This is a genomic window from Pseudomonas sp. 2822-17 (genome assembly GCF_002742485.1).
In the GTDB taxonomy this organism is placed as follows: Bacteria; Pseudomonadota; Gammaproteobacteria; order Pseudomonadales; family Pseudomonadaceae; genus Aquipseudomonas; species Aquipseudomonas cyclaminis.
The window spans coordinates 145,740-172,337 of sequence record NZ_LJRZ01000537.1; the positions used below are offsets into that span (position 1 = coordinate 145,740).

At 60.7% G+C, this 26,598-nt stretch carries 30 protein-coding genes; 22 read left to right on the forward strand and 8 right to left on the reverse strand.

The window, feature by feature from the left end; translation table 11 throughout:
* Nucleotides 1-68: 68 nt before the first annotated feature.
* The 4 genes from AOA60_RS22930 (at nt 69) to AOA60_RS22945 (ending at nt 2,117) form a co-directional block, all read left to right on the forward strand.
* On the forward strand, nt 69-389 hold the full coding sequence (locus AOA60_RS22930) for a hypothetical protein (protein WP_099586362.1): 321 nt from the start codon (nt 69-71) through the stop codon (nt 387-389).
* A gap of 74 nt (nt 390-463) precedes the next feature.
* Nucleotides 464-1,021, forward strand: a complete 558-nt coding sequence (locus AOA60_RS22935) for a Smr/MutS family protein (RefSeq protein WP_032888029.1) — start codon at nt 464-466, stop codon at nt 1,019-1,021.
* A 77-nt stretch (nt 1,022-1,098) separates the two neighbouring features.
* Nucleotides 1,099-1,644: a GTP cyclohydrolase I FolE gene (gene folE, locus AOA60_RS22940; protein WP_003442011.1), complete on the forward strand. Its 546-nt coding sequence runs from the start codon at nt 1,099-1,101 to the stop codon at nt 1,642-1,644.
* Between the two features lie 101 nt (nt 1,645-1,745).
* A complete protein-coding gene (locus AOA60_RS22945) occupies nt 1,746-2,117 on the forward strand; it encodes a glutathione S-transferase N-terminal domain-containing protein (protein ID WP_099586363.1) in 372 nt (123 codons plus the stop codon).
* A 45-nt stretch (nt 2,118-2,162) separates the two neighbouring features.
* Here AOA60_RS22945 and AOA60_RS22950 read toward each other — a convergent pair whose 3' ends face one another.
* Nucleotides 2,163-2,765 carry a glutathione S-transferase family protein gene (locus tag AOA60_RS22950; protein WP_099586364.1) on the reverse strand — a complete coding sequence of 201 codons (603 nt, stop codon included), beginning with the start codon at nt 2,763-2,765 and terminating at the stop codon, nt 2,163-2,165.
* A gap of 10 nt (nt 2,766-2,775) precedes the next feature.
* Nucleotides 2,776-3,942 carry a PLP-dependent aminotransferase family protein gene (locus tag AOA60_RS22955; RefSeq protein WP_099586365.1) on the reverse strand — a complete coding sequence of 389 codons (1,167 nt, stop codon included), beginning with the start codon at nt 3,940-3,942 and terminating at the stop codon, nt 2,776-2,778.
* Between the two features lie 82 nt (nt 3,943-4,024).
* On the opposite strand from AOA60_RS22955, the gene AOA60_RS22960 reads away from it, so the two are divergent.
* The 3 genes from AOA60_RS22960 to AOA60_RS22970 all read left to right on the forward strand — a co-directional run bounded on the left by AOA60_RS22960 (nt 4,025) and on the right by AOA60_RS22970 (nt 6,650).
* Nucleotides 4,025-4,459: a MarR family winged helix-turn-helix transcriptional regulator gene (locus AOA60_RS22960; RefSeq protein WP_099586399.1), complete on the forward strand. Its 435-nt coding sequence runs from the start codon at nt 4,025-4,027 to the stop codon at nt 4,457-4,459.
* A 187-nt stretch (nt 4,460-4,646) separates the two neighbouring features.
* Nucleotides 4,647-5,993, forward strand: a complete 1,347-nt coding sequence (locus tag AOA60_RS22965) for an NCS2 family permease (protein WP_099586366.1) — start codon at nt 4,647-4,649, stop codon at nt 5,991-5,993.
* Between the two features lie 15 nt (nt 5,994-6,008).
* Nucleotides 6,009-6,650 carry a LysE family translocator gene (locus AOA60_RS22970; protein WP_099586367.1) on the forward strand — a complete coding sequence of 214 codons (642 nt, stop codon included), beginning with the start codon at nt 6,009-6,011 and terminating at the stop codon, nt 6,648-6,650.
* 324 nt (nt 6,651-6,974) lie between these two features.
* Here the strand turns inward: AOA60_RS22970 and uraH are convergent, their stop codons facing one another.
* The gene (uraH, locus tag AOA60_RS22975) at nt 6,975-7,328 is read right to left on the reverse strand and encodes a hydroxyisourate hydrolase (RefSeq protein WP_099586368.1); all 354 of its coding nucleotides are present in this window, start codon (nt 7,326-7,328) and stop codon (nt 6,975-6,977) included.
* Nucleotides 7,329-7,342: 14 nt separating this feature from the next.
* Between uraH and AOA60_RS34030 the strand changes: the two genes are divergently transcribed.
* From AOA60_RS34030 to AOA60_RS23015, 8 genes are all read left to right on the forward strand, one after another.
* Nucleotides 7,343-7,687, forward strand: coding sequence for a hypothetical protein (locus tag AOA60_RS34030; protein ID WP_256592867.1), 345 nt, complete (start codon nt 7,343-7,345; stop codon nt 7,685-7,687).
* A gap of 24 nt (nt 7,688-7,711) precedes the next feature.
* Complete coding sequence (gene puuE / locus AOA60_RS22985) at nt 7,712-8,638, forward strand: allantoinase PuuE (RefSeq protein WP_099586369.1); 927 nt, start codon at nt 7,712-7,714, stop codon at nt 8,636-8,638.
* A complete protein-coding gene (gene uraD, locus AOA60_RS22990; protein WP_099586370.1) occupies nt 8,635-9,150 on the forward strand; it encodes a 2-oxo-4-hydroxy-4-carboxy-5-ureidoimidazoline decarboxylase in 516 nt (171 codons plus the stop codon). Before puuE ends, uraD begins: the two co-directional genes overlap by 4 nt.
* A 41-nt stretch (nt 9,151-9,191) precedes the next feature.
* Nucleotides 9,192-10,187, forward strand: coding sequence for an allantoicase (gene alc / locus AOA60_RS22995; RefSeq protein WP_099586371.1), 996 nt, complete (start codon nt 9,192-9,194; stop codon nt 10,185-10,187).
* A 126-nt stretch (nt 10,188-10,313) separates the two neighbouring features.
* Entirely contained in the window at nt 10,314-10,817 is a 504-nt protein-coding gene (locus tag AOA60_RS23000; protein WP_099586372.1) for an ureidoglycolate lyase, read from the forward strand.
* Nucleotides 10,818-10,868: 51 nt separating this feature from the next.
* Nucleotides 10,869-12,152 (forward strand): urate hydroxylase PuuD, encoded by a 1,284-nt coding sequence (locus AOA60_RS23005; protein WP_099586373.1) that lies wholly within the window; start codon nt 10,869-10,871, stop codon nt 12,150-12,152.
* Between the two features lie 175 nt (nt 12,153-12,327).
* On the forward strand, nt 12,328-13,677 hold the full coding sequence (locus tag AOA60_RS23010; RefSeq protein WP_099586374.1) for a nucleobase:cation symporter-2 family protein: 1,350 nt from the start codon (nt 12,328-12,330) through the stop codon (nt 13,675-13,677).
* Between the two features lie 230 nt (nt 13,678-13,907).
* On the forward strand, nt 13,908-14,693 hold the full coding sequence (locus AOA60_RS23015) for an outer membrane protein OmpK (protein WP_099586375.1): 786 nt from the start codon (nt 13,908-13,910) through the stop codon (nt 14,691-14,693).
* 45 nt (nt 14,694-14,738) lie between these two features.
* On the opposite strand, the gene AOA60_RS23020 is transcribed toward AOA60_RS23015, so the two are convergent.
* Both AOA60_RS23020 and AOA60_RS23025 read right to left on the reverse strand, forming a co-directional pair.
* Nucleotides 14,739-15,869 (reverse strand): patatin-like phospholipase family protein, encoded by a 1,131-nt coding sequence (locus tag AOA60_RS23020; protein WP_099586376.1) that lies wholly within the window; start codon nt 15,867-15,869, stop codon nt 14,739-14,741.
* Between the two features lie 31 nt (nt 15,870-15,900).
* Nucleotides 15,901-16,836: a lipid A biosynthesis lauroyl acyltransferase gene (locus tag AOA60_RS23025; RefSeq protein ID WP_099586377.1), complete on the reverse strand. Its 936-nt coding sequence runs from the start codon at nt 16,834-16,836 to the stop codon at nt 15,901-15,903.
* Between the two features lie 119 nt (nt 16,837-16,955).
* Between AOA60_RS23025 and minC the strand changes: the two genes are divergently transcribed.
* The 7 genes from minC (at nt 16,956) to AOA60_RS23055 (ending at nt 23,780) form a co-directional block, all read left to right on the forward strand.
* A complete protein-coding gene (minC, locus tag AOA60_RS23030) occupies nt 16,956-17,693 on the forward strand; it encodes a septum site-determining protein MinC (protein WP_099586400.1) in 738 nt (245 codons plus the stop codon).
* A gap of 200 nt (nt 17,694-17,893) precedes the next feature.
* Nucleotides 17,894-18,706 (forward strand): septum site-determining protein MinD, encoded by an 813-nt coding sequence (gene minD, locus AOA60_RS23035; protein ID WP_099586378.1) that lies wholly within the window; start codon nt 17,894-17,896, stop codon nt 18,704-18,706.
* A 3-nt stretch (nt 18,707-18,709) separates the two neighbouring features.
* A complete protein-coding gene (minE, locus tag AOA60_RS23040; RefSeq protein ID WP_003175252.1) occupies nt 18,710-18,964 on the forward strand; it encodes a cell division topological specificity factor MinE in 255 nt (84 codons plus the stop codon).
* 96 nt (nt 18,965-19,060) lie between these two features.
* A complete protein-coding gene (locus AOA60_RS23045; protein WP_057721392.1) occupies nt 19,061-19,696 on the forward strand; it encodes an RluA family pseudouridine synthase in 636 nt (211 codons plus the stop codon).
* Between the two features lie 249 nt (nt 19,697-19,945).
* Nucleotides 19,946-21,235, forward strand: a complete 1,290-nt coding sequence (locus tag AOA60_RS23050; protein WP_099586379.1) for a M18 family aminopeptidase — start codon at nt 19,946-19,948, stop codon at nt 21,233-21,235.
* A gap of 147 nt (nt 21,236-21,382) precedes the next feature.
* Entirely contained in the window at nt 21,383-21,559 is a 177-nt protein-coding gene (locus AOA60_RS33080; protein WP_010208820.1) for a hypothetical protein, read from the forward strand.
* A 52-nt stretch (nt 21,560-21,611) separates the two neighbouring features.
* Nucleotides 21,612-23,780 carry a mechanosensitive ion channel family protein gene (locus tag AOA60_RS23055; RefSeq protein WP_099586380.1) on the forward strand — a complete coding sequence of 723 codons (2,169 nt, stop codon included), beginning with the start codon at nt 21,612-21,614 and terminating at the stop codon, nt 23,778-23,780.
* A 98-nt stretch (nt 23,781-23,878) separates the two neighbouring features.
* Here the strand turns inward: AOA60_RS23055 and AOA60_RS23060 are convergent, their stop codons facing one another.
* The 3 genes from AOA60_RS23060 to AOA60_RS23070 form a co-directional block, all read right to left on the reverse strand.
* Nucleotides 23,879-24,100 carry an MbtH family protein gene (locus AOA60_RS23060; protein WP_017527671.1) on the reverse strand — a complete coding sequence of 74 codons (222 nt, stop codon included), beginning with the start codon at nt 24,098-24,100 and terminating at the stop codon, nt 23,879-23,881.
* An 82-nt stretch (nt 24,101-24,182) separates the two neighbouring features.
* The gene (locus AOA60_RS23065) at nt 24,183-25,595 is read right to left on the reverse strand and encodes an aspartate aminotransferase family protein (RefSeq protein ID WP_099586381.1); all 1,413 of its coding nucleotides are present in this window, start codon (nt 25,593-25,595) and stop codon (nt 24,183-24,185) included.
* Nucleotides 25,596-25,756: 161 nt separating this feature from the next.
* Nucleotides 25,757-26,524: an N-acetylmuramoyl-L-alanine amidase gene (locus AOA60_RS23070; RefSeq protein WP_099586382.1), complete on the reverse strand. Its 768-nt coding sequence runs from the start codon at nt 26,522-26,524 to the stop codon at nt 25,757-25,759.
* Nucleotides 26,525-26,598: the final 74 nt, after the last annotated feature.

The following is a 26,598-nucleotide window of genomic DNA, read 5'->3' on the forward strand; positions in this document are numbered from 1 at the left end:
ACCTCGGGTACAGGAACAACCTGTGTATCTTCCGGTCGAAGGGCCGATACCCTGGAGGAAAGGTCGGAATGAAGATATCCGATGGTTTTGACGCTCGTCGCTTGCGCCCCAAGGGCCCGAGCAACTGGCGTCTGCGCCTGGTGGCGTGCATTGCCGCGCTGCTGGCGATGGTTGGTTTATTGTTGGCCGGTGCTGGTGGCGCCGGTTTGTTTGGCCATTCGCCGGCCCTTGGCGAACTGAATGCCAGCCCCGGTGGCTCTGCTCTTCTGCTGGGCATCGGCCTGCTGGTGTTGTGGTTGGGCGTGTGGTTGTGGCGTCGTAGCCGTCGCAAAATGCGTCAGCCGTTGTCACTGAATATCGCTGCGCACCTGATGAAAAAACACGACTGATGGCGCTTGGATAGCGTTTCCTGCGCCCGGCTGCCGCGAATTAGGTAAACTGCCCGCCCTTCGCGGAGGCCGACATGCAAGACGACGATTTTTCCCTGTTCAAAAACGAGCTGCGCGGCGTCAAGCCGATCAAGCACGACCGCGCCGACACCGGCAAACCCAAGGCTGACCGGGCGCAAATCGCCAAACTGCGCCAGGCCGCGACCGTGCGCACCGACGCCACCACGGTGGATGGCCTGTCGGACCAGTTCGTCATCGACGTAGGCCCCGAAGATGAACTGATGTGGGCCCGGGATGGCGTGCAGGAAAGCCAGATGCGCAAGCTCAAGGTCGGCCAGATCCCCTTCGAAGGCAGCCTCGACCTGCACGGCATGACCGTGGAGAAAGCCCGGGAAACCCTGTGGGCCTTTCTCGCCGAAGCGACCAAATTCGAAATCCGCTGCGTGCGCGTCACCCACGGCAAGGCCGTGCGGCTGGACGGCAAGCGGCCGATGATCAAAAGTCACGTCAACACCTGGCTGCGCCAGCATGCCCAGGTGCTCGGTTTTACCTCCTGCCAGGCCCGCCACGGCGGCGCGGGGGCGGTGTATGTGATGCTCAAGCGCACCATGATGGAAGGGCGCGACGAGTAACAAGGCCATCGTCAGGCTTGCAGCGATGTGTCCGCCACCGTAACCTTGCGCTTTGCGAAAATCCCACAGGTAGTTTCATGTCCCTGGAACAGAATTATACGGCGATCCTCGGCCAACTCGGCGAGGACGTCTCCCGCGAGGGCCTGCTCGACACGCCAAAGCGTGCCGCCAAGGCGATGCAGTACCTCTGCCGCGGCTATGAGCAGACACTCGAAGAAGTCACCAACGGTGCCTTGTTCAGCTCCGACAACAGCGAAATGGTGCTGGTCAAGGACATCGAGTTGTACTCGCTGTGCGAACACCACCTGCTGCCGTTTATCGGCAAGGCCCACGTCGCGTATATCCCGAGCGGCAAAGTGCTGGGCCTGTCGAAGGTCGCGCGGATTGTCGACATGTATGCGCGCCGCCTGCAGATCCAGGAAAACCTCAGCCGCCAGATCGCCGATGCCGTGATGCAAGTGACCGGCGCCCTGGGCGTGGCCGTAGTGATCGAGGCCAAGCACATGTGCATGATGATGCGCGGTGTGGAGAAACAGAATTCGTCGATGATCACTTCGGTGATGCTCGGTGAGTTCCGCGAAAACGCGGCCACCCGCAGCGAATTTCTCAGCCTGATCAAGTAACCGGCTGAGCAGGAAAAAACCGGCGTTCATCGCCGGTTTTTTTTCGCCCGCAGAAATCAGGTAAGCTGCGCCCCCTCAGTTATGGGCAAGAGGTATCAGCCATGTTCGTCAAAGCACTTCGAGTGGGCCTCGGCCACGTCATCATCGCGGGCGACTTCCTGACCCGCCCACGTAAAAAGCAGCGCCCTGCCGAGCAACAGGCCAAGGTGAACGAGGCGGCCAAGGCGTTGACCCTGTATCAATTCCACGCCTGCCCGTTCTGCGTGAAAACCCGTCGCACCCTGCACCGTCTGAATGTGCCGGTGGCGTTGAAGGACGCGAAGAACAACGAGCAGGACCGCCAGACCCTGCTGGAGCAAGGTGGCAAGATCAAGGTGCCGTGCCTGCGTATCGAAGAGAATGGCCAGACCACGTGGATGTACGACTCCAAGGTCATCATCGATTACCTGGACAAGCGCTTCGCCGCGATCTGAATGTGGAAGGGGGCAAGCCCCCTCCCCATTTTTTGACCGCGGTGATCAGTCGAGCATGGCCACATGCTTGGGATGGCTCGCCACGCGCTGCAACCAGGCTTGCACGGCCGGGTACGGCGCTAAATCAAAACCACCTTCGTGGGCCACATGGGTGTAGGCATACAGCGCGATGTCGGCAATCGAATACCGCTCGCCCACCAGGTACGGCGTGGTCTGCAACTGGCGCTCCATCACCCTCAATGCCTTGTAACCGCCCTTGTGGGTGGTCTTGTATTCCTCAAGGCGATCCTCGGGCATGTTCAGGTAAAACTGAATAAACCGCGCGACCGCGATATACGGCTCGTGGCTGTATTGCTCGAAGAACTGCCACTGCAACACTTGCGTGCGCAAACGCGGCTCGGTGGGCAGGAATTCGCTGCCATCGGCCAGGAAGTTGAGAATCGCGTTTGACTCCCACAGGCACGTGCCGTCTTCCAGTTCCAGCACCGGGATTTTGCCATTGGGGTTCTTGGCCAGGAACTCGGGAGTTTCGGTGCCGCCGTTGAGAATGTCGACATCCACCCACTGGTACGGGATACCCAGCAGGTTGAGCATCAATTTGATCTTGTAGCAGTTGCCCGACTTGTAATCGCCATAAACCTTGTACATGGGGCTCCCCTTATGCCGCTTGCGCGTGCTGTGCGTGACGGACCACCGCGGCCAGGCGCTTGAGACCTTCGTCCAGGCGGGCCGGGTCGATATGGCTGAAATTGAGGCGCAACGAGCCCAGATGTTGGTCCGGCTCAGCAAAGAACGGTTCACCGGGCATGAACGCGACGTTCTGCTCCAGCGCTTGGGCCAATAAGGTGCGGGTGTCCAGCGGCTGTTTCAAGGTCAGCCAGAAGAATAATCCGCCCTGGGGCACTTGCCAGTCGGCCAGCTCGCCGAAATGACGCTCAAGCGCGACCTGGAATGCATCGCGGCGCTGGCGGTAAAAACGGCGCAGTTCCACCAGGTGTTGCTGGTATTTTTCGCTGCCAATCCATTGCATCGCCTGCCATTGGCCGACACGGTTGGTGTGCAGGTCCGCCGATTGCTTGAGCTTGAGCAGGTGCGGGAACAGGTCCGGGCTGGCGATCAGGTAACCCACGCGCAGGCCAGGTAACAAGGTCTTGGACACGGTACCGGTGTAGATCCAGCTGGCCTTTTTCAAGCGACCGGCGATGGGTTTGGCGCTGCCGCCATCAAAAGTAAGCTCGCGGTAGGGTTCGTCTTCGATCAGCGTCACGCCGAACTCATCAAGCAAGGCTGCGACGGCCTCACGCTTGGCCTCGCTGTAGCGCACCGCCGACGGATTCTGGAACGTGGGAATCAGATAGATGAACGCCGGGCGATGGCGTTCGAGGTTGGCGCGCAGCGCGGCGAGGTTCGGTCCATCGGCTTCCAACTGGACCGTGAGGCACTCGGCACCGAACAGTTGGAAAATCTGCAATGCCGCCAGGTAGGTCGGGCCTTCCAGCAGGATCTGCGTGCCTTTGTCGATATACAACTTGGCCGCCAAATCCAGGGTCTGCTGGGAACCGCTGACCACCAACACCTGGCTGGCCCCGCACGGCAAGCCCAGTGCCCGCGCCTCGGCGGCAAGCAATTCACGCAATTGCGGCTCGCCTTCGCTCATGCCGTATTGGCCAATGTTCAGCGGCATGTCATCCCAGTTCAGCGCAGGCAGCATGGCTTCGGCCGGCAGGCCTCCGGCGAAGGACATCACCTCGGGACGCTGGGCCGCCGCGAGGATTTCACGGATCAAGGAGCTTTTGAGGCGCGTAACACGTTCAGAGAAGGCCATGGAGGTCACCGCTAGCGAAGGCTGTGGGAAATACGTCAAACTGGTTGACCGAAATTACGACAGCTTGAGTGGATACGTCAACATGCTTGACCTTAAAAACCAGAGCAGCCAGCAACAGGCCATGGAAGCGTTCTTCTTCGGCTACCAGGCGTTTACCGCCAAGGCTGACGAGATGCTTGAACGCCGAGGCCTGAGTCGGGTGCACCAGCGCATCGTGTTTTTTATCGCGCGCTACCCGGCGCTGAGCGTTAAGGAGTTGCTGGAATTGCTCGGGGTCAGCAAGCAGGCGCTGAACATGCCGCTGCGCCAATTGCAGGAGATGCATCTGGTGGACAGCGTGGCGTCCGAAGCCGACAAGCGCAAACGCCTGCTGCAACTGACCGAAGAAGGCCTGCGTTTCGAGCAGTCGCTGCGCCGTGAACAGGTGAAGCTGTTGCAGCGCGCGTTCAGTGAAGCCGGGGAAGAAGCAGTGATGGGCTGGCTGGCGGTCAACCAGGCACTGAGTGCCGGGAATTAGCCTTTCATCCCCTTTCGCACAGTTAATCGAAAACATTATTTGCTTTCTTTGTATACAAAAGCATAATTCGCTTCGTGCGAGTTCCTGACCTATTGGTCAACAAAACCCGCCAGTACCTCAAAGCGCTGTTGCCCACTCATGTGACCGGCGCTGGAAATAACAATAAAACTCTTGAGGAGTACTCGCTGTGGATAGCCGCAAATCCGAAGCACCAACGCTGGATCTCTCCCCCTCGCAGGGTGGCTGGCTGGAACGCCTGTTCAAACTGCGCCTGCATGGCACCACAGTGAAGACCGAGCTGATCGCCGGCCTCACCACCTTTATCACCATGGCCTACATCATCTTCGTCAATCCCAACATCATGGCCGATGCCGGCATCGATCACGGCGCGGCGTTCGTCGCCACCTGCATCGCCGCCGCGCTGGGTTGCCTATTGATGGGCCTGTACGCCAACTGGCCGGTGGGCCTGGCGCCGGGCATGGGTTTGAATGCGTTTTTCACCTACACCGTGGTCGGCACCATGGGCTACCACTGGGAAACCGCGCTGGGTGCGGTGTTCATTTCCGGAGTGCTGTTCATGGGCCTCACGCTGTCGCGGGTGCGTGAATGGTTGCTCAACAGCATTCCGGTAAGCCTGCGCCATGCCATGGGCGCGGGGGTCGGTTTGTTCCTCGGGGTGATTGGCCTGAAAACCGCCGGCATCATCGTCGACAGCCCGGCCACGCTGATCAAACTCGGCTCACTGCATGAACCGGCACCCCTGCTGGCGGCGATCTGCTTTCTGCTGATTGCGATCCTCAGCTACCACCGTGTGTTCGGCGCGATCCTCATCAGCATCATCGCTGTGACGCTGGCCGGTTGGGGCCTGGGCCTGGTGCACTACAACGGCATCCTCTCCACGCCGCCGAGCCTGGCGCCGACCTGGATGGCGATGGACGTAAAAGGTGTATTCAATATCAGCATGATCAGCGTGGTATTTGCGTTTCTTTTTGTGCACATGTTCGATACCGCCGGTACACTCATGGGCGTTGCACAGCGCGCCGGGTTGGTGAATGCCGATGGCAAGATCGATAACCTGTCCCGCGCGTTGAAGGCCGACAGTGCTTCCAGCGTGTTTGGCGCCATGGTCGGCGTGCCGCCGGTGACCAGCTACGTGGAAAGCGCCGCCGGTGTTGCTGCAGGTGGTCGCACCGGCCTTACCGCCGTGACCGTGGGCATTCTGTTTGTGGCGGCGATGTTTTTTGCCCCGCTGGCCGGCATGATTCCGGCCTACGCCACCGCCGGCGCGTTGATCTACGTGGCGATGCTGATGATGGCAAGCATGGCCCACATCAATTGGGATGAGGCCACCGACAGCATTCCGGCGATCGTCACGGCGATCATGATGCCGTTGACCTTCTCGGTCGCCGACGGCATCGCGCTGGGTTTTATCACCTACGTGGCGCTCAAGGCCGGCACCGGCAAGTACCGCGAGATTTCCGTGAGCCTGTGGGTGCTGTGCGTGATCTTTATCGCCAAGTTCGTCTTTCTATAACAAAAGGAGCAAGCAATGAGTCTGGAAACCTGGCTGCTGTTCAGCGGCGCTGCACTGGTGGTGATCCTGATCCCGGGGCCGCTGTCGTTGCTGATGATCAGCAACAGCCTGAACTACGGACTGCGCCGCTCGTACCCGGCGTTTCTCGGCGGGGTGATCGCCTCGATCTGCCTGCTGAGCGCGTCGGCCCTGGGCCTGGGCGCATTGCTGCTCGCTTCCGAACAACTGTTCAGCGCGCTGAAAATCGTCGGCGCGTTGTACCTGTTCTACCTCGCCTGGCAAAGCTGGCAACAGTCGCGGCAACCAGCCCAGGGTGCAACCGTGCCGCAGGCTGCGCCAGTGCCACGCTTTCGCGCACTGTTCGGCCGCGCCTTTGTGCTGGGCGCCAGCAACCCTAAAGACATTCTGTTTTTTGCCGCGTTCCTGCCGCAGTTTCTCAGCACTGAGCAGGCGTTGCTGCCGCAATTGCTGATCATGATCGCCACCTGGGCCGCCCTCGACCTGTTGTGCAAGTTGGCGTACGGCCTGGGTGCCCACGGCGCTGCACGGTATCTGCGCAGCGGTGCCGGCCAGAGCTGGTTCAACCGCGTCAGCGCCGCACTGTTTTCAGGCGCTGGCGTCTTGTCGCTGATCCACGTCAGGACCGGCTCACTTTGACGAAATAGACGCTCGCAGGGACCGTGCCCGTAGTAGGCCGTTGAATGCCTGCCACAATCCGAACCAGGCGATTGTGTTCCATCGCCTGCTTGACCTGCGCAAGTGGTGCCAACGTTGGATGACTGCTGGGCTGTGAATTGGTTGACGTTGATCGACAACGAAGACCAGGTCATAGCCGCAACGCGCGGTATCCTCTTCAAGGAAAACACCCGCCTATGCAGCGCAAACACCCATGAGCCGCTAGATAGTTAAACGAAAAAAAGCCCGCAGTGTGCGCGGGCGAAACCAACGAAGAGCTTTGGGGGTGTGAAGCGAGGTGACGACTCAGCTACCGCGATAGGTGGAGTAGCTGTAAGGCGAAATCAGCAGGGGCACGTGGTAGTGATCCTGTTCGGCACTGATGCCGAAACGCAGTACGACGACATCAAGGAAGGCCGGTTCCGGCAATTGCACGCCACGGGCACGGTAGTAATCGCCGGCGCTGAATTGCAGCTGGTACACGCCGCTGCGGTAGGCGTCGCCTTGCAGAAGCGGTGCGTCGCAACGGCCGTCGCTGTTGGTCAGGGCGCTGGCGACCAACTCCAGCTGTGCGCCTTCGACGCGGTACAGTTCAATCTGGATGGCGCTGCCGGGGCAGCCGTGGGCGGCGTCCAGTACGTGTGTGGTCAGTCGTCCCATGGAACGGGGCTCCCTTGAGTGGAGTGAAGATAGGCCGCACCTTTGCAGGGCATGCAAAAGCCGGCGATGGGCTGATTAAGACACTTTTAATAAAAATTGTACACAATAAAAATCACAAAAATTTGCTGACGGTTGCAATGGAAGATTCTTGCGCAAGATTCTCAGTAAGCCTTGCTTTTAAACGACCTTTCATCCTTTTATTGACCCATCAGGCAAGTTTCTTGCAGTACAAGCCCGTGGCAACCGTCTGGAAAAAATGCAGAAATACAGGCTTACAAAGTGACCACCAAGTTGTATACAATCAGCCCATCGCTGTGACGCCACCCAGTCTTTTCACTGCCCGGCCGCCACATGACTGACCACGAACAAGAAGGAAGACTGCAGTGAGCGCTGACTACCCACGCGACCTGATCGGTTACGGCAGTAACCCTCCTCACCCCCACTGGCCGGGCAAGGCACGCATCGCGCTGTCTTTCGTACTCAATTACGAAGAAGGCGGTGAGCGCAATATCTTGCACGGCGACAAAGAGTCCGAAGCCTTCCTCTCGGAAATGGTCTCGGCCCAACCGCTGCAAGGCGCGCGCAACATGAGCATGGAGTCGCTGTACGAATACGGCAGCCGTGCCGGCGTGTGGCGCATCCTCAAGCTGTTCAAAGAATTGGATATCCCGCTGACCATCTTCGCCGTGGCCATGGCCGCCCATCGCCACCCGGACGTGATCCGCGCCATGGTCGAGGCCGGCCATGAGATCTGCAGTCACGGCTACCGCTGGATCGACTATCAGTACATGGACGAGGCCCAGGAGCGCGAGCACATGCTCGAAGCCATCCGCATCCTCACTGAACTGACCGGCGAACGCCCACTGGGCTGGTACACCGGTCGCACCGGCCCCAATACGCGCCGACTGGTGATGGAAGAAGGCGGTTTCCTGTACGACTGCGACACCTACGACGACGACCTGCCCTACTGGGAACCGAACAACCCCACCGGCAAGCCGCACCTGGTCATCCCCTACACCCTGGACACCAACGACATGCGCTTCACCCAGGTGCAGGGTTTCAACAAGGGCGATGACTTTTTCGAGTACTTGAAGGATGCGTTCGACGTGCTGTACGCCGAGGGTGCCGAGGCACCGAAGATGTTGTCCATCGGCCTGCATTGCCGCTTGATCGGCCGCCCGGCGCGCCTGGCTGCGTTGAAGCGCTTTATCGAATACGCCAAGGGCCATGAACACGTGTGGTTCACCCGCCGCGTCGATATTGCCCGCCACTGGCATGAAACCCACCCGTACACGGGAGCGGCCAAATGACTGCGTTCCAGACCCTGAAGCCATCGGCCCTGAGCCGCGATGAGTTTGTCGCCGCCTTCGCCGATATCTACGAACACTCGCCATGGGTGGCCGAAAGGGCCTACGACCTGGGCCAGGACCCTTCGATCGACCAGATCGAAGCCCTGCACCAGCGCATGAGCGACATCCTGTTGAGCGCTGATCACGCCTCGCAACTGGCGCTGATCAATGCTCACCCGGACCTGGCCGGCAAAGCTGCCGTCCAGGGCCAACTGACCCAAGCCAGCACCGATGAGCAAGCTGGCGCGGGGATTCACCAATGCACGGCCGAAGAGTTCTCGCGCTTCACCGAGCTGAACGATGCCTATAAGGCCAAGTTCAAGTTTCCCTTCATCATGGCGGTAAAAGGCAGCAACCGGCATCAGATCCTGGCCGCGTTCGAGACGCGCATTCACAACTCGGCAGACGCCGAATTCAAATGCGCCCTGGCCGAGATCAACAAGATCGCGTTGTTCCGTTTATTGACCCTCTAAACGACCATCCCCAGCCACTCTATCCAAGGCAGACAAGAAGAATGAAAGCTTACGCCGTACCTTTCGAAAAGTTCGTCAACCTGGCCGACGCCCGCCTGGGCACCAAGATCATCTCGGTCACCGATGACTGGTTCGCTGACGCCAACCGCCTGTTCCAGCCGACCCCGGCCGTGTGGAAGGAGGGCGTTTTCGATGACAACGGCAAGTGGATGGACGGCTGGGAGTCTCGCCGCAAGCGCTTCGAAGGCTACGACAGCGCCGTGATCCGCCTGGGTGTGCCCGGTTCGATCAAGGGCGTGGACATCGACACTTCATTCTTCACCGGCAACTTCCCGCCGTCGGCCTCCCTGGAAGCCTGCTTCCTGGCCTCGGGCGAGCCGGATGACAACACCCAGTGGACCGAAGTGCTGTCGGCCGTAGAGCTGCAAGGCAACAGCCACCACTATCACGAAATCAGCAACGACCAGGCGTTCAGCCACCTGCGTTTCAACATCTACCCGGATGGCGGCGTCGCCCGTCTGCGTGTGTACGGGGTGCCGTTCCGCGACTGGTCTTCGGTGGGCGACAACGAACAGGTCGACCTGGCTGCCGCACTGAACGGCGGTCGTGCCCTGGCGTGCTCCGACGAACACTTCGGCCGCATGAGCAACATCCTCAACCCAGGCCGTGGCATCAACATGGGCGACGGATGGGAAACCGCCCGTCGCCGTACACCGGGCAATGACTGGGTGATCGTCGCGTTGGGCCACCCAGGCGAGATCGAGAAGATCGTCGTCGACACCCTGCACTTCAAGGGCAACTACCCGGACACCTGCTCGATCCAGGGCGCTTTCGTCAAAGGCGGCACCGACAGCCAGATCGAAACCCAATCGCTGTTCTGGCGCGAACTGCTGCCGGCGCAGAAGCTGGAAATGCACGCTGAACACAGCTTCGCCGAGCAGATCAAGGCGCTGGGGCCGATTACCCACATCCGCCTGAACGTGTTCCCGGATGGCGGTGTGAGCCGCCTGCGTGTTCTGGGCAAAGTGTCGAAATAAGCGGTGATGCCATCGCAGGCAAGCCAGCTCCCACATTTGAATGTATTCGCAAATCAAAATGTGGGAGCGGGCTTGCCCGCGATAGCAATAGACCAAACAACACAGCATTTGGATAAGAAGACAGCCATGCGCACACTGATGATCGAACCTTTGACCAAAGAAGCCTTCGCCCCTTTCGGAGACGTTATCGAAACCGACGGCAGCGACCACTTCATGATCAACAACGGGTCGACCATGCGCTTTCACAAACTGGCCACGGTCGAAACCGCGAAGCCGGAAGACCACGCCATCATCAGCATCTTCCGCGCCGATGCGCAGGACATGCCGCTGACCGTGTGCATGCTGGAGAGACACCCGCTGGGCAGCCAGGCTTTCATACCGCTGCTCGGCAACCCCTTTCTGATCGTGGTCGCGCCACTTGGCGATGCACCTGTATCGGGCTTGGTCCGCGCCTTCGTTACCAACGGCAGGCAGGGCATTAATTACCATCGCGGCGTCTGGCACCACCCGGTGCTGACGATCGAAAAGCGGGATGACTTCCTGGTGGTTGATCGCAGTGGCACAGGCAATAACTGCGATGAGCATTTTTTCAAAGAGGATGAGCGGTTGATCCTCGCCCCCCACCAATAAGAGAAGGCCGGATCACCCGACAACAAGGGTGACAGGCGAGAGGTAAAGACTGTGGAAGCACATCTGTTGGAATGGCTGAACCTTAGCGTGCGCTGGGTTCACATGATCACTGGCGTCGCGTGGATCGGCGCTTCTTTCTACTTTGTCTGGCTGGAAAACAACCTCAATCGCGTCAACCCCAAGAGCGGCCTGGCCGGTGACTTGTGGGCGATCCACGGTGGCGGTATCTACCACCTGGAAAAATACAAACTGGCCCCGCCAACCATGCCGGACAACCTGCACTGGTTCAAATGGGAAGCCTATTTCACCTGGATGTCGGGCGTCGCGCTGCTGTGCGTGGTGTTCTACCTCAACCCGACGCTGTACCTGCTCGCCCCCGGCAGCAGCCTCAGCGGCACCGAAGGCGTGTTGCTGGGCATCGGCTCACTGTTCGCCGGCTGGTTCATCTACTCCTTCCTCTGCGACTCGGCCTTGGGCAAACGCCCTGCACTGCTCGGGTTCATTCTGTTTGTGCTGTTGATTGCGGCAGCCTACGGCTTCAGCAAAGTATTCAGCGGCCGTGGCGCCTACCTGCACGTCGGTGCGGTGATCGGCACCATCATGGTGGGCAACGTGTTCCGCATTATCATGCCGGCGCAGCGCGCCCTGGTAGCGGCCATCGCCGAGAACCGCACGCCGGACCCGGCCCTGCCGGCCAAGGGCTTGCTGCGTTCACGCCACAACAACTACTTCACCTTGCCGGTGCTGTTCATCATGATCAGCAACCACTTCCCGAGCACCTACGGCAGCCAATACAACTGGCTGATCCTGGCCGGTATCGCGGTGGCGGCAGTGTTGGTACGGCACTACTTCAATACTCGGCATAACAGCCAGAAGTACGCATGGACCTTGCCGGTGGGCGCGTTGGCGATGATCAGCCTGGCGTACGTCACCGGGCCAAAACCGGCCGAACCGATTGCCAAGGCTCCGGCGGCCATCGAGTACCAGCCATTGCCTGAAACGGCGTTGGGCGGTGGTTTGAAACCCGCCGCACCCGCAGCTCCCGCCGCCGAACCTGCACCGGCACAAGCCTCTACGGACTTCGGCCAGGTGCACAGCGTGATCGAGCAACGCTGCACCGTGTGCCACTCGGCCAAGCCGACCAGCCCACTGTTCAGCACCGCGCCGGCCGGCGTGATGTTTGATACGCCAGCGCAGATCCAGCAGCAAGCGGCACGCATTCAAGCGCAGGCCGTAGCGAGCCAGATCATGCCGCTGGGCAACATCACCCAGATGACCCAGCAGGAGCGCGATTTGATCGGCACCTGGATCAACCAGGGGGCCCGTACCAACTAATAGCCTGTGCAAATCCAATGTGGGAGGGGGCTTGCCCCCGATGGCGGCGTGTCATTCAAAACATCAGTGACTGAACAACTGCAATCGGGGGCAAGCCCCCTCCCACATTTGGCCCTACTGCGTTTTGAAGATTGCGTTCCACACAACACAACAATAAAAAGATCCGAGGTGTTGCATGACCGAGTTAGTCGAACCGCAGATTCCTGCCGCGCCTGCCATGGAGCGGCTGCCCCTCTTGCAACTGATTCTGGTAGGCCTGCAACACGTCTTGCTGATGTACGGCGGCGCGGTCGCCGTGCCCCTCATCATTGGCCAGGCCGCCGGCCTGAGCCGTGAAGAAATCGCGTTCCTGATCAATGCCGACCTGCTCGTCGCCGGCATCGCCACCATGGTCCAGTCGTTCGGCATCGGCCCGGTGGGCATCCGCATGCCGGTGATGATGGGCGCCAGTTTCGCCGCCGTCGGCAGCATGGTTGCCATGGCCGGCATGCCGGGTATCGGCCTGCAGGGGATCTTCGGCGCAACCATCGCCGCCGGGTTCTTCGGCATGATCATCGCGCCGTTCATGTCCAAGGTGGTGCGCTTCTTTCCGCCGTTGGTCACCGGCACCGTGATTACCGCCATCGGCCTGTCGCTGTTCCCCGTAGCCGTGAACTGGGCCGGCGGCGGCAGCGCGGCAGCCACCTTCGGCTCGCCGATTTACCTGGCGATTGCGGCGCTGGTACTGGGCACCATCTTGTTGATCAACCGCTTCATGCGCGGTTTCTGGGTGAACATTTCGGTGTTGATCGGCATGGGCCTGGGCTACGGTCTGTGTGGCGTCATCGGCATGGTCGATCTCAGCGGCCTGGCCCAGGCGCCATGGGTGCAGGTGGTGACACCGCTGCACTTCGGCATGCCCAAGTTCGAGTTGGCGCCCATCCTGTCGATGTGCCTGGTGGTGGTGATTATCTTCGTGGAATCCACCGGGATGTTCCTCGCCCTGGGCAAGATCACCGGCCAGGAAGTGTCGCCCAGGATGCTGCGTCGCGGCTTGCTGTGTGATGCCGGTGCGTCGTTCTTCGCCGGCTTTTTCAACACCTTCACCCACTCCTCGTTTGCACAGAACATCGGCCTGGTGCAGATGACCGGCGTGCGCTGCCGCTCGGTGACGATCATGGCGGGCGCGTTCCTGATTGTGCTCAGCCTGCTGCCCAAGGCCGCGTACCTGGTGGCGTCGATTCCACCGGCAGTACTCGGCGGGGCGGCGATTGCGATGTTCGGCATGGTTGCGGCCACCGGTATCAAGATCCTCCAGGAGGCGGATATCGCCGACCGTCGCAACCAGTTGCTGGTGGCCGTCAGCATCGGCATGGGCCTGATCCCCGTGGTGCGCCCGGAGTTCTTCGCGCAACTGCCGTTGTGGATGAGCCCGATAACCCACAGCGGCATCGCCATGGCCACCCTCAGCGCCTTGTCGCTGAATATCCTGTTCAACATCCTCGGCGGTTCAGAACGCCCCGCCGTCGACCCCGCCCACACCTGACAAGTGCTCCATTGTTGTCCTGTGCGCGCTGTAACGGCGCACTTGAGCCAAGACGTGAGAGCCAGTATTCTCCGCGCCCGCTTGAATTGACGGTTGTTTAGCGCCTTGGCGCGGCTCTTGCTATGACCATAAAGCTGACCATTCAGACCACTTTCAGCGATCCAAAAGGCGCCGCACTAGAGCGCCTGCGTAGAAGAAAAACCACAAAATCTTAACTCGGGAGCAACCGAATGAAACCTATGTTCAAAGGCCTGATGCTGGCAGGATCCCTGCTGGCGGGTGGCCAGGCCGTGGCCGGTGACTTGTTGCAGTGGCAGAACAACAGCCTGACGTACCTGTGGGGCAAGAGCTTTACCGTGAACCCGCAGATCCAGCAAACCGTCACGTTCGAACACGCCGATGCGTGGAAGTACGGCGACAACTTTGTATTCGTCGACCGCATCTTCTACAACGGCAAGGAAGACGGCAACGTCGGCCCAAGCACCTACTACGGCGAGATCAGCCCACGGTTGTCATTCGGCAAGATCCTCGACAAAGACCTGTCCTTCGGCCCGATCAAGGATGTGCTGCTGGCCTTCACTTACGAGTTCGGCGAAGGCGATAACGAATCGTACCTGCTCGGCCCGGCGTTCGATTTGAACATCCCTGGTTTCGACTACTTCCAGCTGAACTTCTACCAGCGCCAGACCGAAGGCAATCGCCCGGGTGATGGCGTTTGGCAGATCACCCCGGTGTGGTCGTACACCCTGCCGGTGGGCAACTCCGACATCCTGATCGATGGCTTTATGGATTGGGTGGTGGACAACGACAAGAACGCCCGTGGCACCTACCACGCCAACCTGCACTTCAACCCACAGGTTAAATACGACCTGGGCAAGGCGCTGCATTGGGGCGACAAGCAATTGTATGTAGGTTTTGAATACGACTACTGGAAGAACAAGTACGGGATCGAAGATTCTGGGGCGTTCAAGACGACTCAGGACACAGCGAGCTTCCTGGTCAAGTATCACTTCTAACCGACACTAAAAAATTAGTTGGGGGGGGCAAGCCCCCTCCCACATTTAGATTGATTCAAGTCCCAGGAACCGGCTGATTTCTTCGCGCTTGGCCAGCGCATCTTTCCTACCCAACTCAATCAACTCGCTGCAATACCCCGCCTCGAACAGCAGGTAACTCAACACCCCTGCCCCGCTCGTCTTGGTCGCCCCCGGCCCCCTCAGAAACAGACGCAACGCCGCCGGCAATTCCTGGCGATGCCGCGCCGCAATTTCATCGATCGGCTGGCTCGGCGCAATCACCAGCACCTCTACCGCCGCCAACCCAGGCGCGGCATGACTGAACTGATTCAAGCGCTCCAGCAACTCGATGTCGCTTTCCAGGCTGTCAATGAACGTACTGTTGAGCATATGCCCGCCGATCTGCGCCAGGGTCGGTTCCTGGCCGGTGAAGCTGCGTTGCACCGCCGGCTCATTGCCCCGTGGGTTGCCGCTGACGCCCACCACCAGCACGCGGCTGGCGCCCAGGTGCAGGGCCGGGCTGATCGGTGCTGATTGGCGCACTGCGCCGTCGCCGAAATACTCCTGGTCGAGTTTCACCGGGGCAAACAATAACGGGATCGCCGAACTGGCCAGCAAGTGCTCTACCGTGAGCGCGGTGGGTACGCCAATGCGGCGGTGACGCAGCCAGGCATTGATGGTGCCGCCGCCCTGATAGAAGGTCACCGCTTGCCCGGACTCATAGCCGAACGCCGTGACCGCAACCGCATGCAGATGTTTGTTCCGGATCGCCTCGTCGATACCTGCCAGATGCAGCTTGTCCTGCAGCAGATCACGCAGTGGCGAACTGTTGAGCAGCGCTACCGGAAATTGGCGCCCCAGACCCAGCAGGCTGTGGATCAGGAAGCGACTCGCCTGACGGATCACACCGGGCCAATCGCTGCGCAATACCAGATGGCTGCGAAAGCCCTGCCAGAATGCTGTAAGGCGCTGGACGGCTGCCGTGAAATCCATCGCCCCACTGGCCAGGCTCACCGCATTGATCGCCCCCGCCGACGTGCCGACGATCACCGGAAACGGGTTGGGTGCCCCCGGTGGCAGCAATTCGGCAATCGCCGCCAACACCCCCACCTGATACGCCGCTCGCGCCCCGCCGCCGGAAAGAATCAAGCCTGTTACCGGTTCAGCTGGGCGCATCGCATCACTCCGTGTCGGGGAAAAATCTGTCTTATCGGCGGCGTTTTTCGTACAGCTTGGGTTCGCCCGGTGGCCGGCTCTTGAAGCGGCGATGGGTCCACAGGTATTGCTCGGGGCATTCGCGTACAGAGGCTTCGACCCACTGGTTGATGCGCAGACAGTCCACCTCATCGCTTTCGCCAGGGAAGTCGGTCAACGGCGGGTGGATCACCAGGCGGTAACCGCTGCCATCCGCCAGGCGTTCCTGGGTGAACGGCACCACCAGCGCCTTGCCCAGACGGGCGAACTTGCTGGTGGCGGTGACGGTGGCGGCCTGGATGCCGAACAGCGGCACGAAGATGCTTTGCTTGGCGCCGTAGTCCTGGTCCGGTGCGTACCAGATGGCGCGGCCGGCGCGCAGCAGCTTGAGCATGCCGCGCACGTCTTCGCGCTCAATGGCCAGGGAATCGAGGTTGTGGCGCTCGCGGCCACGGCGCTGGATAAAGTCGAACAGCGGGTTGCCGTGCTCGCGGTACATCCCATCGATGGTGTGCTTCTGGCCCAACAGTGCCGCGCCGATTTCCAGGGTGGTGAAGTGCAGGGCCATGAGGATCACGCCCTTGCCATCCAACTGGGCCTGCTTGAGGTGTTCAAGGCCTTCGACGTGGGCCAGGCGCGACAGACGCTGGCGCGACCACCACCAGCTCATGGCCATCTCAAAGAAGGCGATGCCGGTGGAGGCAAAGTTTTCCTTGAGCAACTGCTTACGCTCTTCGACGGTTTTTTCCGGGAAGCACAGTTCCAGGTTTCGTGCGGCGATGCGGCGACGTTCGCCAGCCACACGGTACATGCCCGCACCCAACAACCGACCAATGGCCAGCAGGGCGCGGTACGGCAATTGGGTGACCAGCCACAGCAGGCCGAGCCCAAGCCATAACAGCCAGAAACGCGGGTGAAAAAATGCAGCTCGAAAACGCGGGCGATCCATTACAGATTCCGGTAAAGACAGGGCCGCGCATTCTACAACGGTTCGACCCGGCTTGCGGCCAGTGGATGTTCTCGTTATAAGTCTCGACACTTTTCGTGACAAGCCGCTTTATGCCGACCATGAGCCAAACCGAACCGCTAGACCAAGATCCCGTGTTCCAGCTGAAAGGCAGCATGCTCGCCATCACCGTGCTGGAACTCGCCCGCAACGACCTCGACGCCCTGGACCGCCAGCTCGCCGCCAAGGTCGCCCTGGCGCCCAATTTCTTCAACAACGCCCCGCTGGTGCTGGCCCTGGACAAACTGCCTGCCGGCCAGGGCGCGGTCGATCTGCCCGGCCTGATGCGCGTGTGCCGCTCCCACGGCCTGCGTACGCTGGCCATTCGTGCCAGCCGTATCGAAGACATTGCCGCAGCCATCGCCATTGAACTGCCAGTACTGCCACCGTCCGGCGCACGCGAGCGTCCGCTCGAACCATTGGTCGGTGAAGAGAAGAAAAAACCGGAAAAACCACCGGAGCCGACGATCAAGCCTACAAAGATCATCACCTCGCCCGTACGCGGTGGGCAGCAAATTTACGCAGAGGGAAGCGACCTGGTAGTGATCTCCTCGGTCAGTCCCGGCGCGGAACTTCTGGCTGATGGCAATATCCATGTATACGGCCCGATGCGCGGACGTGCCCTCGCCGGCATCAAGGGCGATACCAAGGCCCGTATTTTTTGCCAGCAATTGACCGCTGAGCTAGTGTCCATCGCGGGTCGGTACAAGGTTTCCGAAGATTTGCGCCGTGATCCGCTGTGGGGGGCCGGGGTGCAGGTCAGCCTTTCGGGCGACGTGTTGAACATCATCCGTCTTTAACGGATACTGCCGCATTTTCCAAGCATCTCTAGACTCTGATAGCACAGCGAAACCGGCAAGACTTGCGTAGGAATAATTGGAAGTTGGCGTTTCCCGATGGAAACCACATCTTTTTCCTACAATGGCTGTCCGCCTGCGGCGAGTTCCAAGAGATGTTTTTCAGGGACTGAAAAGTCCTTTTTCCTTAGGGGTGAAACACCTTGGCCAAGATTCTCGTGGTTACATCCGGCAAGGGTGGTGTGGGTAAGACCACCACCAGCGCCGCTATCGGTACCGGTCTCGCTCTGCGCGGCCACAAGACAGTCATCGTCGACTTCGACGTCGGTTTGCGTAACCTCGACCTGATCATGGGCTGCGAACGCCGCGTGGTGTATGACTTCGTCAACGTGGTGAACGGCGAAGCCAACCTGCAACAGGCCCTGATCAAGGACAAGCGCCTTGAGAACCTGTACGTGCTGGCCGCCAGCCAGACCCGTGACAAAGATGCGTTGACCAAGGAAGGCGTAGGCAAAGTCCTCGCTGAACTGAAGGAAACCTTCGAATACGTGGTGTGCGACTCCCCGGCCGGTATCGAAACCGGTGCTCACCTGGCGATGTACTTCGCCGATGAAGCGATCGTGGTGACCAACCCGGAAGTGTCCTCCGTGCGTGACTCGGACCGCATGCTCGGCCTGCTGGCCAGCAAGTCCCAACGCGCCGAAAAAGGCGAAGACCCGATCAAGGAGCACCTGCTGCTCACCCGTTACAACCCTGAGCGCGTCAACAATGGCGAAATGCTTGGCGTTGAAGACGTCAAGGACATCCTCGCGGTCACCCTGCTGGGCGTGATCCCGGAATCCCAAGCAGTCCTGAAGGCTTCCAACCAGGGCGTGCCGGTGATTCTTGACGACCAGAGCGACGCCGGCCAGGCGTACAGCGATGCGGTTGATCGCTTGCTGGGCAAGTCCGTGGAACATCGCTTCCTCGATGTAAAGAAGAAGGGATTCTTCGAGCGTATCTTTGGAGGCAACTAAACAATGAAATTTCTCGACTTCTTTCGCGCCAACAAAAAGCCAAGCACCGCGTCGGTCGCGAAAGAGCGTCTACAGATCATCGTGGCGCACGAACGCGGCCAACGCAGCACCCCGGACTACCTGCCCGCCTTGCAGAAGGAACTGGTCGAGGTGATCCGCAAGTACGTCAATATCGGCAACGATGACGTGCATGTCGCTCTGGAAAATGACGGCAGCTGCTCGATTCTGGAACTCAATATCACCCTGCCTGATCGTTGATCGAACAGGCGGCCGCCACGGCGGCTCGATCACCTTGATCCCCTTGCGGGAACCGGGTGGTCGAGCCGCCGTTGGCGTTTGTTGCGAGGCTGTTTAATGCCGCTGTCCAATATCCATATCCTGCATCAGGACGACGCTGTCCTGGTGGTGAACAAGCCGACCCTGCTGCTCTCGGTGCCTGGCCGCGCCGACGACAACAAGGATTGCCTGATCACCCGCCTGCAGGAAAACGGCTACCCCGAAGCCCGCATCGTCCATCGACTGGACTGGGAAACCTCGGGGATCATCCTGCTGGCCCGGGACGCCGATAGCCATCGCGAACTGTCCCGTCAGTTTCACGACCGCGAAACCGAAAAAGCCTACACCGCGTTGGCCTGGGGCCAGCCGGAACTGGACAGCGGCAGCATCGACCTGCCCCTGCGCTACGACCCACCGACCAAGCCCCGCCATGTGGTGGACCATGAGTTCGGCAAGCATGCGCTGACCTTCTGGAAAGTGCTGGAGCGCTGTGGGGACTGGTGCCGCGTGGAGCTGACGCCGATCACCGGGCGCTCGCATCAGCTGCGTGTGCATATGCTGTCCATTGGGCACCCGTTGCTCGGTGATGGCTTGTACGCACATGAACAGGCACTGGCTGCCTGGCCGCGCCTGTGTTTGCACGCGAGCATGCTGAGCTTCACGCACCCGCAAAGCGGTGAGCGCTTGCGCTTTGAGTGCCCTGCCCCCTTTTAAGCGGTGAACACAGTCAAATGTGGGAGGGGACTTGCCCCCGATTGCGGTGTAGCAGCTGCCGAGCGCAAGCGAGGCTGCGTTGGGAGCCCCGCAGATCGTGGGGTGTCAATACGTCCGCTACGCAGCCTCGCTTGCGCTCGGCAGCTGCTACGGATTACCGCTATCGGGGGCAAGCCCCCTCCCACATTTGTTCTGTGCACTTCTGGCCATCGGACGGTAAACTCCGCGCACTGCTGTCTGGAGCTATTTATGCGCGAAGCGTTGAATCAAGGCCTGATCGACTTCCTCAAGGCCTCCCCTACTCCTTTTCATGCCACTGCCGCCCTGGCCCAGCGCCTGGAAGCGGCCGGTTACCAGCGTCTCGACGAGCGCGAAACCTGGACCACCGAAGCCAACGGTCGCTATTACGTGACCCGCAATGACTCCTCGATCATCGCCTTCAAGCTCGGCCGCCACTCGCCGCTGCAGGGCGGGATTCGCCTGGTCGGCGCCCATACCGACAGCCCGTGCCTGCGGGTCAAGCCCCAGCCCGAGCTGCAACGCCAGGGTTTCTGGCAATTAGGTGTGGAAGTCTACGGTGGCGCCTTGCTGGCCCCGTGGTTCGACCGTGACCTGTCCCTGGCCGGCCGCGTGACGTTCCGCCGCGACGGCAAGGTCGAAAGCCAGCTGATCGACTTCAAACTGCCCATCGCCATCATCCCCAACCTGGCTATTCACCTGAACCGTGAAGCCAACCAGGGCTGGGCGATCAATGCCCAGACCGAACTGCCGCCGATCCTCGCGCAATTTGCCGGTGACGAGCGCGTGGACTTCCGTGCCGTGCTCACCGAGCAACTGGCACGCGAGCATGGGTTGAACGCCGACGTGGTGCTCGACTACGAGCTGAGCTTCTACGATACCCAGAGTGCGGCCGTGATTGGCCTTAATGGCGACTTTATCGCCGGCGCGCGCCTGGACAACCTGCTGTCCTGCTACGCCGGCCTGCAAGCCTTGCTCACCAGCGAAAGCGACGAAACCTGCGTGCTGGTGTGCAACGACCACGAAGAAGTCGGTTCCTGCTCGGCCTGCGGCGCCGATGGCCCGATGCTGGAACAGACCCTGCGCCGCCTGTTGCCCGAAGGTGATGAGTTCGTACGCACCATTCAGAAATCTCTGTTGGTGTCTGCGGACAACGCCCACGGCGTGCACCCGAACTACGCCGACAAGCACGACGCCAACCACGGCCCCAAGCTCAACGCCGGCCCGGTGATCAAGGTCAACAGCAACCAGCGCTACGCCACCAACAGCGAAACCGCCGGTTTCTTCCGCCATCTGTGCATGGCCGAGGAAGTGCCGGTACAGAGCTTTGTCGTGCGCAGCGACATGGGTTGCGGCTCGACCATCGGCCCGATCACCGCCAGCCACCTGGGCGTGCGCACCGTGGACATCGGCCTGCCGACGTTTGCCATGCATTCCATTCGTGAACTGTGCGGCAGCCATGACCTGGCGCATCTGGTGAAGGTGTTGGGCGCGTTCTACGCCAGCCACGACTTGCCCTGATCCAAAGGCTGAATACAGTCAAAAATGTGGGAGGGGGCAAGCCCCCTCCCACATTTGGTTTTGCGTACACCTGATCTATATCACCTGCACTTCCCGCAATCCGACCTAGACTTGTCAGTATTCCCACTCCGACAAGGCCGTCGCCCCATGATCTCCATGTCTTCCTTCCACGCCATGCTTATCCCTATCCTGATCGGCATGATCATGCTCGCGGTCGGCTTCAATTTTCGCGACAAACCCCTCGGCGTGTTCGGCATGTGGATCGGTATGCTGCTGATCCTGGGCACGGTGGTGTACAAGATCCTCGCCAAACTGGCCGAATGACCCGTGCACTCGTACACTCGCTCAACCCGTCGTTTCCAAGGTTGAACGCCTCGTGTTTTCCCGTCTGTTTGCTCTGCCCTGCTACCTGCTGATCGCCCTGCTCACCCTGCTGCCCCTGGCGTCTGCCCAGGCGGTCGGCCTGCCCGGCCTGCTGGGCAGCACCAACAAGTCACAGCCCCAGGCAGAAGTGCCCCTCGGCCAATCGCTGGACGAGGTGATCAAGACCCTGGAAAACGACCAGCAACGCACCCAACTGCTCAGCGACCTGAAAAAGCTGCGTGCCGCCACGCAAAAAGCCCAGCCGGCCGCCGAGCAAGGTGTGCTTGGGCTGATCGGCAACACGCTGTCGACCCTTGAGCAACAGTTTTCCGGTAACGACAGCCCTCTGGGGCGCTGGTCCAATGAGATCGACCTGGCCAAGGACGAGCTCGATGCGCTGATGCTGCCGGCCAGCGAATGGCTGCCGATCATCTTTGGTTTCGCGCTGATTCTGGCGGTGTGGAGCCTGCTCGCCTATGCGTTGATATGGCTCAGCCACCGCATCCGCGAACGGTTCGGCCTGCCTGAAGAGTTGCCGCAGCACCCACGTACCTGGGACATGGTGCGCTTTGCCCTGCGCAAACTCGGGCCGTGGCTGATCGCGCTGGTGATCACCGTGTACATGAGCTACGCGCTGCCCTCGTCCCTGGGCAAGTCCCTGGCGATGGTACTGGCTTATGCGTTGGTGGTCGGCACCTGTTTCTCGGCCATCTGCGTGATCGCCTTCTCGCTACTCGACGGCCCGCACCGCCATCGCGCGCTGTACATCCTGCGGCACCAGGCCTTTCGTCCGCTGTGGTGGATCGGCAGCTTCGCCGCCTTTGGCGAAGCCCTGAGCGACCCGCGCCTGGTAACGGCCCTCGGCCAACACCTGTCGCACACCGCCGCAACCGTCGCCAATGTGATGGCGGCGCTGTCCACCGGCGTGTTTATCCTGCGTTTTCGCCGGCCGATCGCCCACCTGATCCGCAACCAGCCGCTGTCACGCCGCCTCACACGGCGCGCCCTCAGTGACACCATCGAGATCATCGGCTCGTTCTGGTACATCCCGGCCCTGCTGCTGGTAGGTATTTCCCTGTTTGCCACGTTCGTCTCTGCCGGCGACACCAGCACCGCCCTGCGTCAATCGCTGCTGTGCACGGTATTGCTGGTGTTGTGCATGGTGATCAACGGCCTGGTGCGTCGCCATGCCCTCAAGCCGCAACGCGGGCACAAGCGCCATGCGCTGTACTCCGAGCGCCTGAAAAGCTTCATCTACACCCTGGCTCACCTGGTGGTGTGGCTGGTGTTTATCGAACTGGGCCTGCGGGTCTGGGGCTTGTCGCTGATTGGCTTTACCGAAGGCGACGGTCATGAAATCGCGGTCAAACTGTTCGGCCTGGCAGGCACGCTGCTGTTTGCCTGGTTGATCTGGATCCTCAGCGACACGGCAATTCACCACGCCCTCACCCGCTCGCGCAAAGGCCTGGCCAATGCGCGGGCGCAGACCATGATGCCGTTGATCCGCAACGTGCTTTTCGTGACGATTTTCATCATCGCCGCCATCGTCGCCCTGGCGAACATGGGCATGAACGTCACGCCGCTGCTGGCCGGTGCCGGTGTAATCGGCCTGGCCATCGGTTTTGGTGCGCAGTCGCTGGTGGCGGATTTGATCACCGGCCTGTTCATCATCATCGAAGACTCCCTGGCAATCGATGACTACGTGGACGTGGGCGGCCACCTCGGCACCGTCGAGGGCCTGACTATCCGCACCGTGCGCCTGCGCGACATCGACGGGATTGTGCACACGATTCCGTTCAGCGAGATCAAGAGCATCAAGAACTACTCGCGGGAGTTCGGCTACGCGATCTTCCGCGTGGCGATCCCGTACAACATGGACATTGATAACGCGATCAAGCTGATCCGCGATGTCGGCCAGAAAATGCGCAACGACCCGCTGCAGCGCCGCAACATCTGGTCGCCGCTGGAGATTCAGGGCGTGGAAAGTTTTGAGTCAGGCAGCGCAATCCTGCGGGCACGGTTCAAAACGGCGCCGATCAAACAGTGGGAAGTGTCGCGGGCGTTCAACCTGTCGCTGAAACGGCATCTGGACGAAGCGGGGTTGGACCTGGCCACACCGCGCTTGAGTGTGCAGGTGGTCACGGGGGCGTCGGGTGGGCTGGAGAAAGAGAAGGAAGCTTGAAGGCATCGCACCCACCGTTGCCAAGCTCGCTTGTTGTGGTGAGCGGGCCTGCCCCGCTCACCACAACAAGCCCGCTCGCCACATAAAGCCTGATTACCTCAGGCCAGTGCCGCGCCATCCATCTTCTGGCGCAGGCTCAACGGGCGCATATCGGTCCAGGTTTCTTCGATGTAGGCCAGGCACTCTTTCTTCAGGCCGCTCTTGCCTACGGTGCGCCAGCCTTCCGGCACGGCCTTGTAGTCGGGCCAGATGGAATACTGTTCTTCATGGTTGACCACTACCTGAAACAGGATGTCGTCGCGGTCAAATACTGAGGTCATTGCTGTTCTCCATCGCAAAAAAACTGGCTGCGCACCACGCGCAGCACTGATATCTGTAGAAACGTACCAAACCGTCGAAAAATTAGAGGCTGGCCACAGCGGCGGCCAGGGCGCGCCCGAAGATCTCGGCCACACGGTCGACTTCTGCGGCGGTGATCACCAGCGGCGGCAGGAAGCGCACTACGCTGCCATGACGGCCGCCCAGTTCCAGGATCAGTCCGCGCTTGAGGCACTCGCGCTGTACCAGCGGCGCCAATTGGCGGTGCACCGGTGGGTGGCCCTGGATGTCGAGGGTACCGTCCGGGTCCACCAACTCCACCCCGAGCATCAGCCCGCGGCCGCGAATATCGCCCAACTGCGGGAAGTCCCGTTGCAGGATGCGCAGGTGTTCGCCGAGGCGCTCGCCCATTGCTGCCGCATGGCCGGGCAGGTCGTGTTCCTTGAGGTAGCGCATCACCGCCGAACCCGCCGCCATCGCCATCTGATTGCCACGGAACGTACCGGCATGGGCGCCCGGCAGCCAAGTGTCGAGCCAATCGCGGTACACCACCACCGCCAGCGGCAAGCTGCCGCCGATGGCCTTGGACATCACCACCACGTCCGGAATGATGCCGGCGTGTTCAAAGGCGAACATCTTGCCGGTGCGTCCAAAACCGCTCTGGATTTCATCGACGATCAACGCCACGCCCGCCTGCTCGGTGATCCGCCGCAGGCCGCGCAGCCAGTCGAGGTCGGCCGGGATGACGCCGCCCTCACCCTGCACCACTTCAACAATCACCGCTGCGGGCAGCAATACCCCGGCTTCCGGGTCGTTGAGCAGGTTTTCCAGGTAATGCAGATTGACCTGCACACCTTGCGCACCGCCCAGACCAAACGGGCAGCGGTAGTCATAGGGGAATGGCAGAAACTGCACGCCATTGCCCAGCAACGCACCCAAGGGTTTCTTCGGCCCCAGGCTGCCCATCAGGCTCAAGGCGCCTTGGCTCATGCCGTGATAGCCACCCTGGAACGACAGCACGGTGCTGCGCCCGGTGGCGGTACGTACCAGTTTCAGCGCAGCTTCCACCGCGTCGGTGCCGGTAGGGCCACAGAACTGAATCTTGGCTTCCCGCGCCAGCTCGGCCGGTAACAGGCCAAACAGATCCTGTACGAATTGATCCTTGACCGGTGTCGTCAGGTCGAGGGTGTGCAACGGCAGTTCGTCACTCAGCACTTGCTGGATGGCTTCGATCACTACCGGGTGGTTATGCCCCAGCGCCAGCGTGCCGGCGCCGGCCAGGCAGTCGATGAACTGGCGGCCTTCCACGTCTTCCACATAAATACCCTTGGCACGCTTGAGCGCCAGGGGAATGCGCCGGGGGTAACTGCGGGCGTTGGACTCCTGCTGGCGTTGACGGGCCAACAGCGGTGTTTCATCGAACTGGTAGAGCGTTTCCGCAGGCGCCGGGCTGCCATACACCGGGGCGCTTTCGATACGGCTGGTAGCGACTGACATCTCTCTGTCCCTCAATACGCTGATGATGGTGACCAAACTGCCAATCCGTTGGCGTCTGGCCCAAGGGCATGCGCACGGATTTCCTGTTCTGGAAACGCATCAGCGGCTGAGGGATTTAGGGCTATTGATCGTTAGCGGATGCAGTTGAACGGTACTCGGCGTCAAAGTCCCCGGTATTTTTCGTTCAGGGCATACAGGATCGCGCACGTCTCGGCATCCAACACGCCCCTGTAATCTCGCGGTCTGAAGTGCATCTGGAACGCCCGCGTGCGCTGTGCAAACGCCTGTCGGTTCTGCGCCGGCTTATACCCATACCGCTCAAACGCCCGCTCGACCTCTACCTCCGGTGGCAGCCCCACACCAAACCGACGCTGGTACATCGCCCGCGTCGCCTCATCAAACCAGGCGCCAACCCCGGCGTCGTACAAGCATCGCCAAGGCAACCGGGGCCCTGGATCACTCTTGCGCCAATACGCCACGTCCGAATGCCCGAGAATATCCGCCGGACCGATCTGCGGGTAACGCCCGAGGATGTCGCGCACCAGTGCAATCAACACCGAAACCTGCTCCTGGGCGTACGCAGGAAAGGTAAACACCCCCGCGTCATCCCGCGCCAGGTTGACGATCTCGATACCAATCGAACGGCTATTGAGGTTATCCCGCCCAGCCCATTGGCTCGCCCCGGCATGCCACGCACGCTTGGTTTCATCCACCAGACGAAACGCGCGCAGTTCGTCATACCCGGCAGCGCGGTAGCCGGGCTCATCGGGATCAGGCAGAAGATAGTGGGCGCTGACCCCGTCCTGGGTCAGGGTTCGCAGGGAGGACGCGAACGGCGCGGCGGTGTAATGCAGGATCAGTTGCCCCACAGGCTCGCCGTTGCGGTCGTTGAAGTGCCTGGCTGGGAAACTGGTGTCGATGACCAACATAAGAACCATCCTTTTCAATACAGGCCGAGTCATTCGGCCCGTTCAAGCGCAAAAAAATTAGCGCCATCCTGAAG

Coding starts and splice junctions, on each gene's coding strand:
- minC (WP_099586400.1), top strand. CDS start 16,956: ATGAGCCAAACCGAACCGCTAGACCAAGATCCCGTGTTCCAGCTGAAA.
- uraH (WP_099586368.1), bottom strand. CDS start 7,328: ATGGGACGACTGACCACACACGTACTGGACGCCGCCCACGGCTGCCCC.
- AOA60_RS22935 (WP_032888029.1), top strand. CDS start 464: ATGCAAGACGACGATTTTTCCCTGTTCAAAAACGAGCTGCGCGGCGTC.
- AOA60_RS23045 (WP_057721392.1), top strand. CDS start 19,061: ATGCCGCTGTCCAATATCCATATCCTGCATCAGGACGACGCTGTCCTG.
- uraD (WP_099586370.1), top strand. CDS start 8,635: ATGACTGCGTTCCAGACCCTGAAGCCATCGGCCCTGAGCCGCGATGAG.
- AOA60_RS23025 (WP_099586377.1), bottom strand. CDS start 16,836: ATGGATCGCCCGCGTTTTCGAGCTGCATTTTTTCACCCGCGTTTCTGG.
- AOA60_RS23000 (WP_099586372.1), top strand. CDS start 10,314: ATGCGCACACTGATGATCGAACCTTTGACCAAAGAAGCCTTCGCCCCT.
- AOA60_RS23015 (WP_099586375.1), top strand. CDS start 13,908: ATGAAACCTATGTTCAAAGGCCTGATGCTGGCAGGATCCCTGCTGGCG.
- AOA60_RS22955 (WP_099586365.1), bottom strand. CDS start 3,942: ATGGCCTTCTCTGAACGTGTTACGCGCCTCAAAAGCTCCTTGATCCGT.
- folE (WP_003442011.1), top strand. CDS start 1,099: ATGTCCCTGGAACAGAATTATACGGCGATCCTCGGCCAACTCGGCGAG.
- alc (WP_099586371.1), top strand. CDS start 9,192: ATGAAAGCTTACGCCGTACCTTTCGAAAAGTTCGTCAACCTGGCCGAC.
- AOA60_RS22945 (WP_099586363.1), top strand. CDS start 1,746: ATGTTCGTCAAAGCACTTCGAGTGGGCCTCGGCCACGTCATCATCGCG.
- AOA60_RS33080 (WP_010208820.1), top strand. CDS start 21,383: ATGATCTCCATGTCTTCCTTCCACGCCATGCTTATCCCTATCCTGATC.
- AOA60_RS22970 (WP_099586367.1), top strand. CDS start 6,009: ATGAGTCTGGAAACCTGGCTGCTGTTCAGCGGCGCTGCACTGGTGGTG.
- AOA60_RS23060 (WP_017527671.1), bottom strand. CDS start 24,100: ATGACCTCAGTATTTGACCGCGACGACATCCTGTTTCAGGTAGTGGTC.
- AOA60_RS23050 (WP_099586379.1), top strand. CDS start 19,946: ATGCGCGAAGCGTTGAATCAAGGCCTGATCGACTTCCTCAAGGCCTCC.
- AOA60_RS23020 (WP_099586376.1), bottom strand. CDS start 15,869: ATGCGCCCAGCTGAACCGGTAACAGGCTTGATTCTTTCCGGCGGCGGG.
- AOA60_RS23065 (WP_099586381.1), bottom strand. CDS start 25,595: ATGTCAGTCGCTACCAGCCGTATCGAAAGCGCCCCGGTGTATGGCAGC.
- AOA60_RS22950 (WP_099586364.1), bottom strand. CDS start 2,765: ATGTACAAGGTTTATGGCGATTACAAGTCGGGCAACTGCTACAAGATC.
- AOA60_RS23010 (WP_099586374.1), top strand. CDS start 12,328: ATGACCGAGTTAGTCGAACCGCAGATTCCTGCCGCGCCTGCCATGGAG.
- AOA60_RS23070 (WP_099586382.1), bottom strand. CDS start 26,524: ATGTTGGTCATCGACACCAGTTTCCCAGCCAGGCACTTCAACGACCGC.
- AOA60_RS22930 (WP_099586362.1), top strand. CDS start 69: ATGAAGATATCCGATGGTTTTGACGCTCGTCGCTTGCGCCCCAAGGGC.
- AOA60_RS22960 (WP_099586399.1), top strand. CDS start 4,025: ATGCTTGACCTTAAAAACCAGAGCAGCCAGCAACAGGCCATGGAAGCG.
- minE (WP_003175252.1), top strand. CDS start 18,710: ATGAAATTTCTCGACTTCTTTCGCGCCAACAAAAAGCCAAGCACCGCG.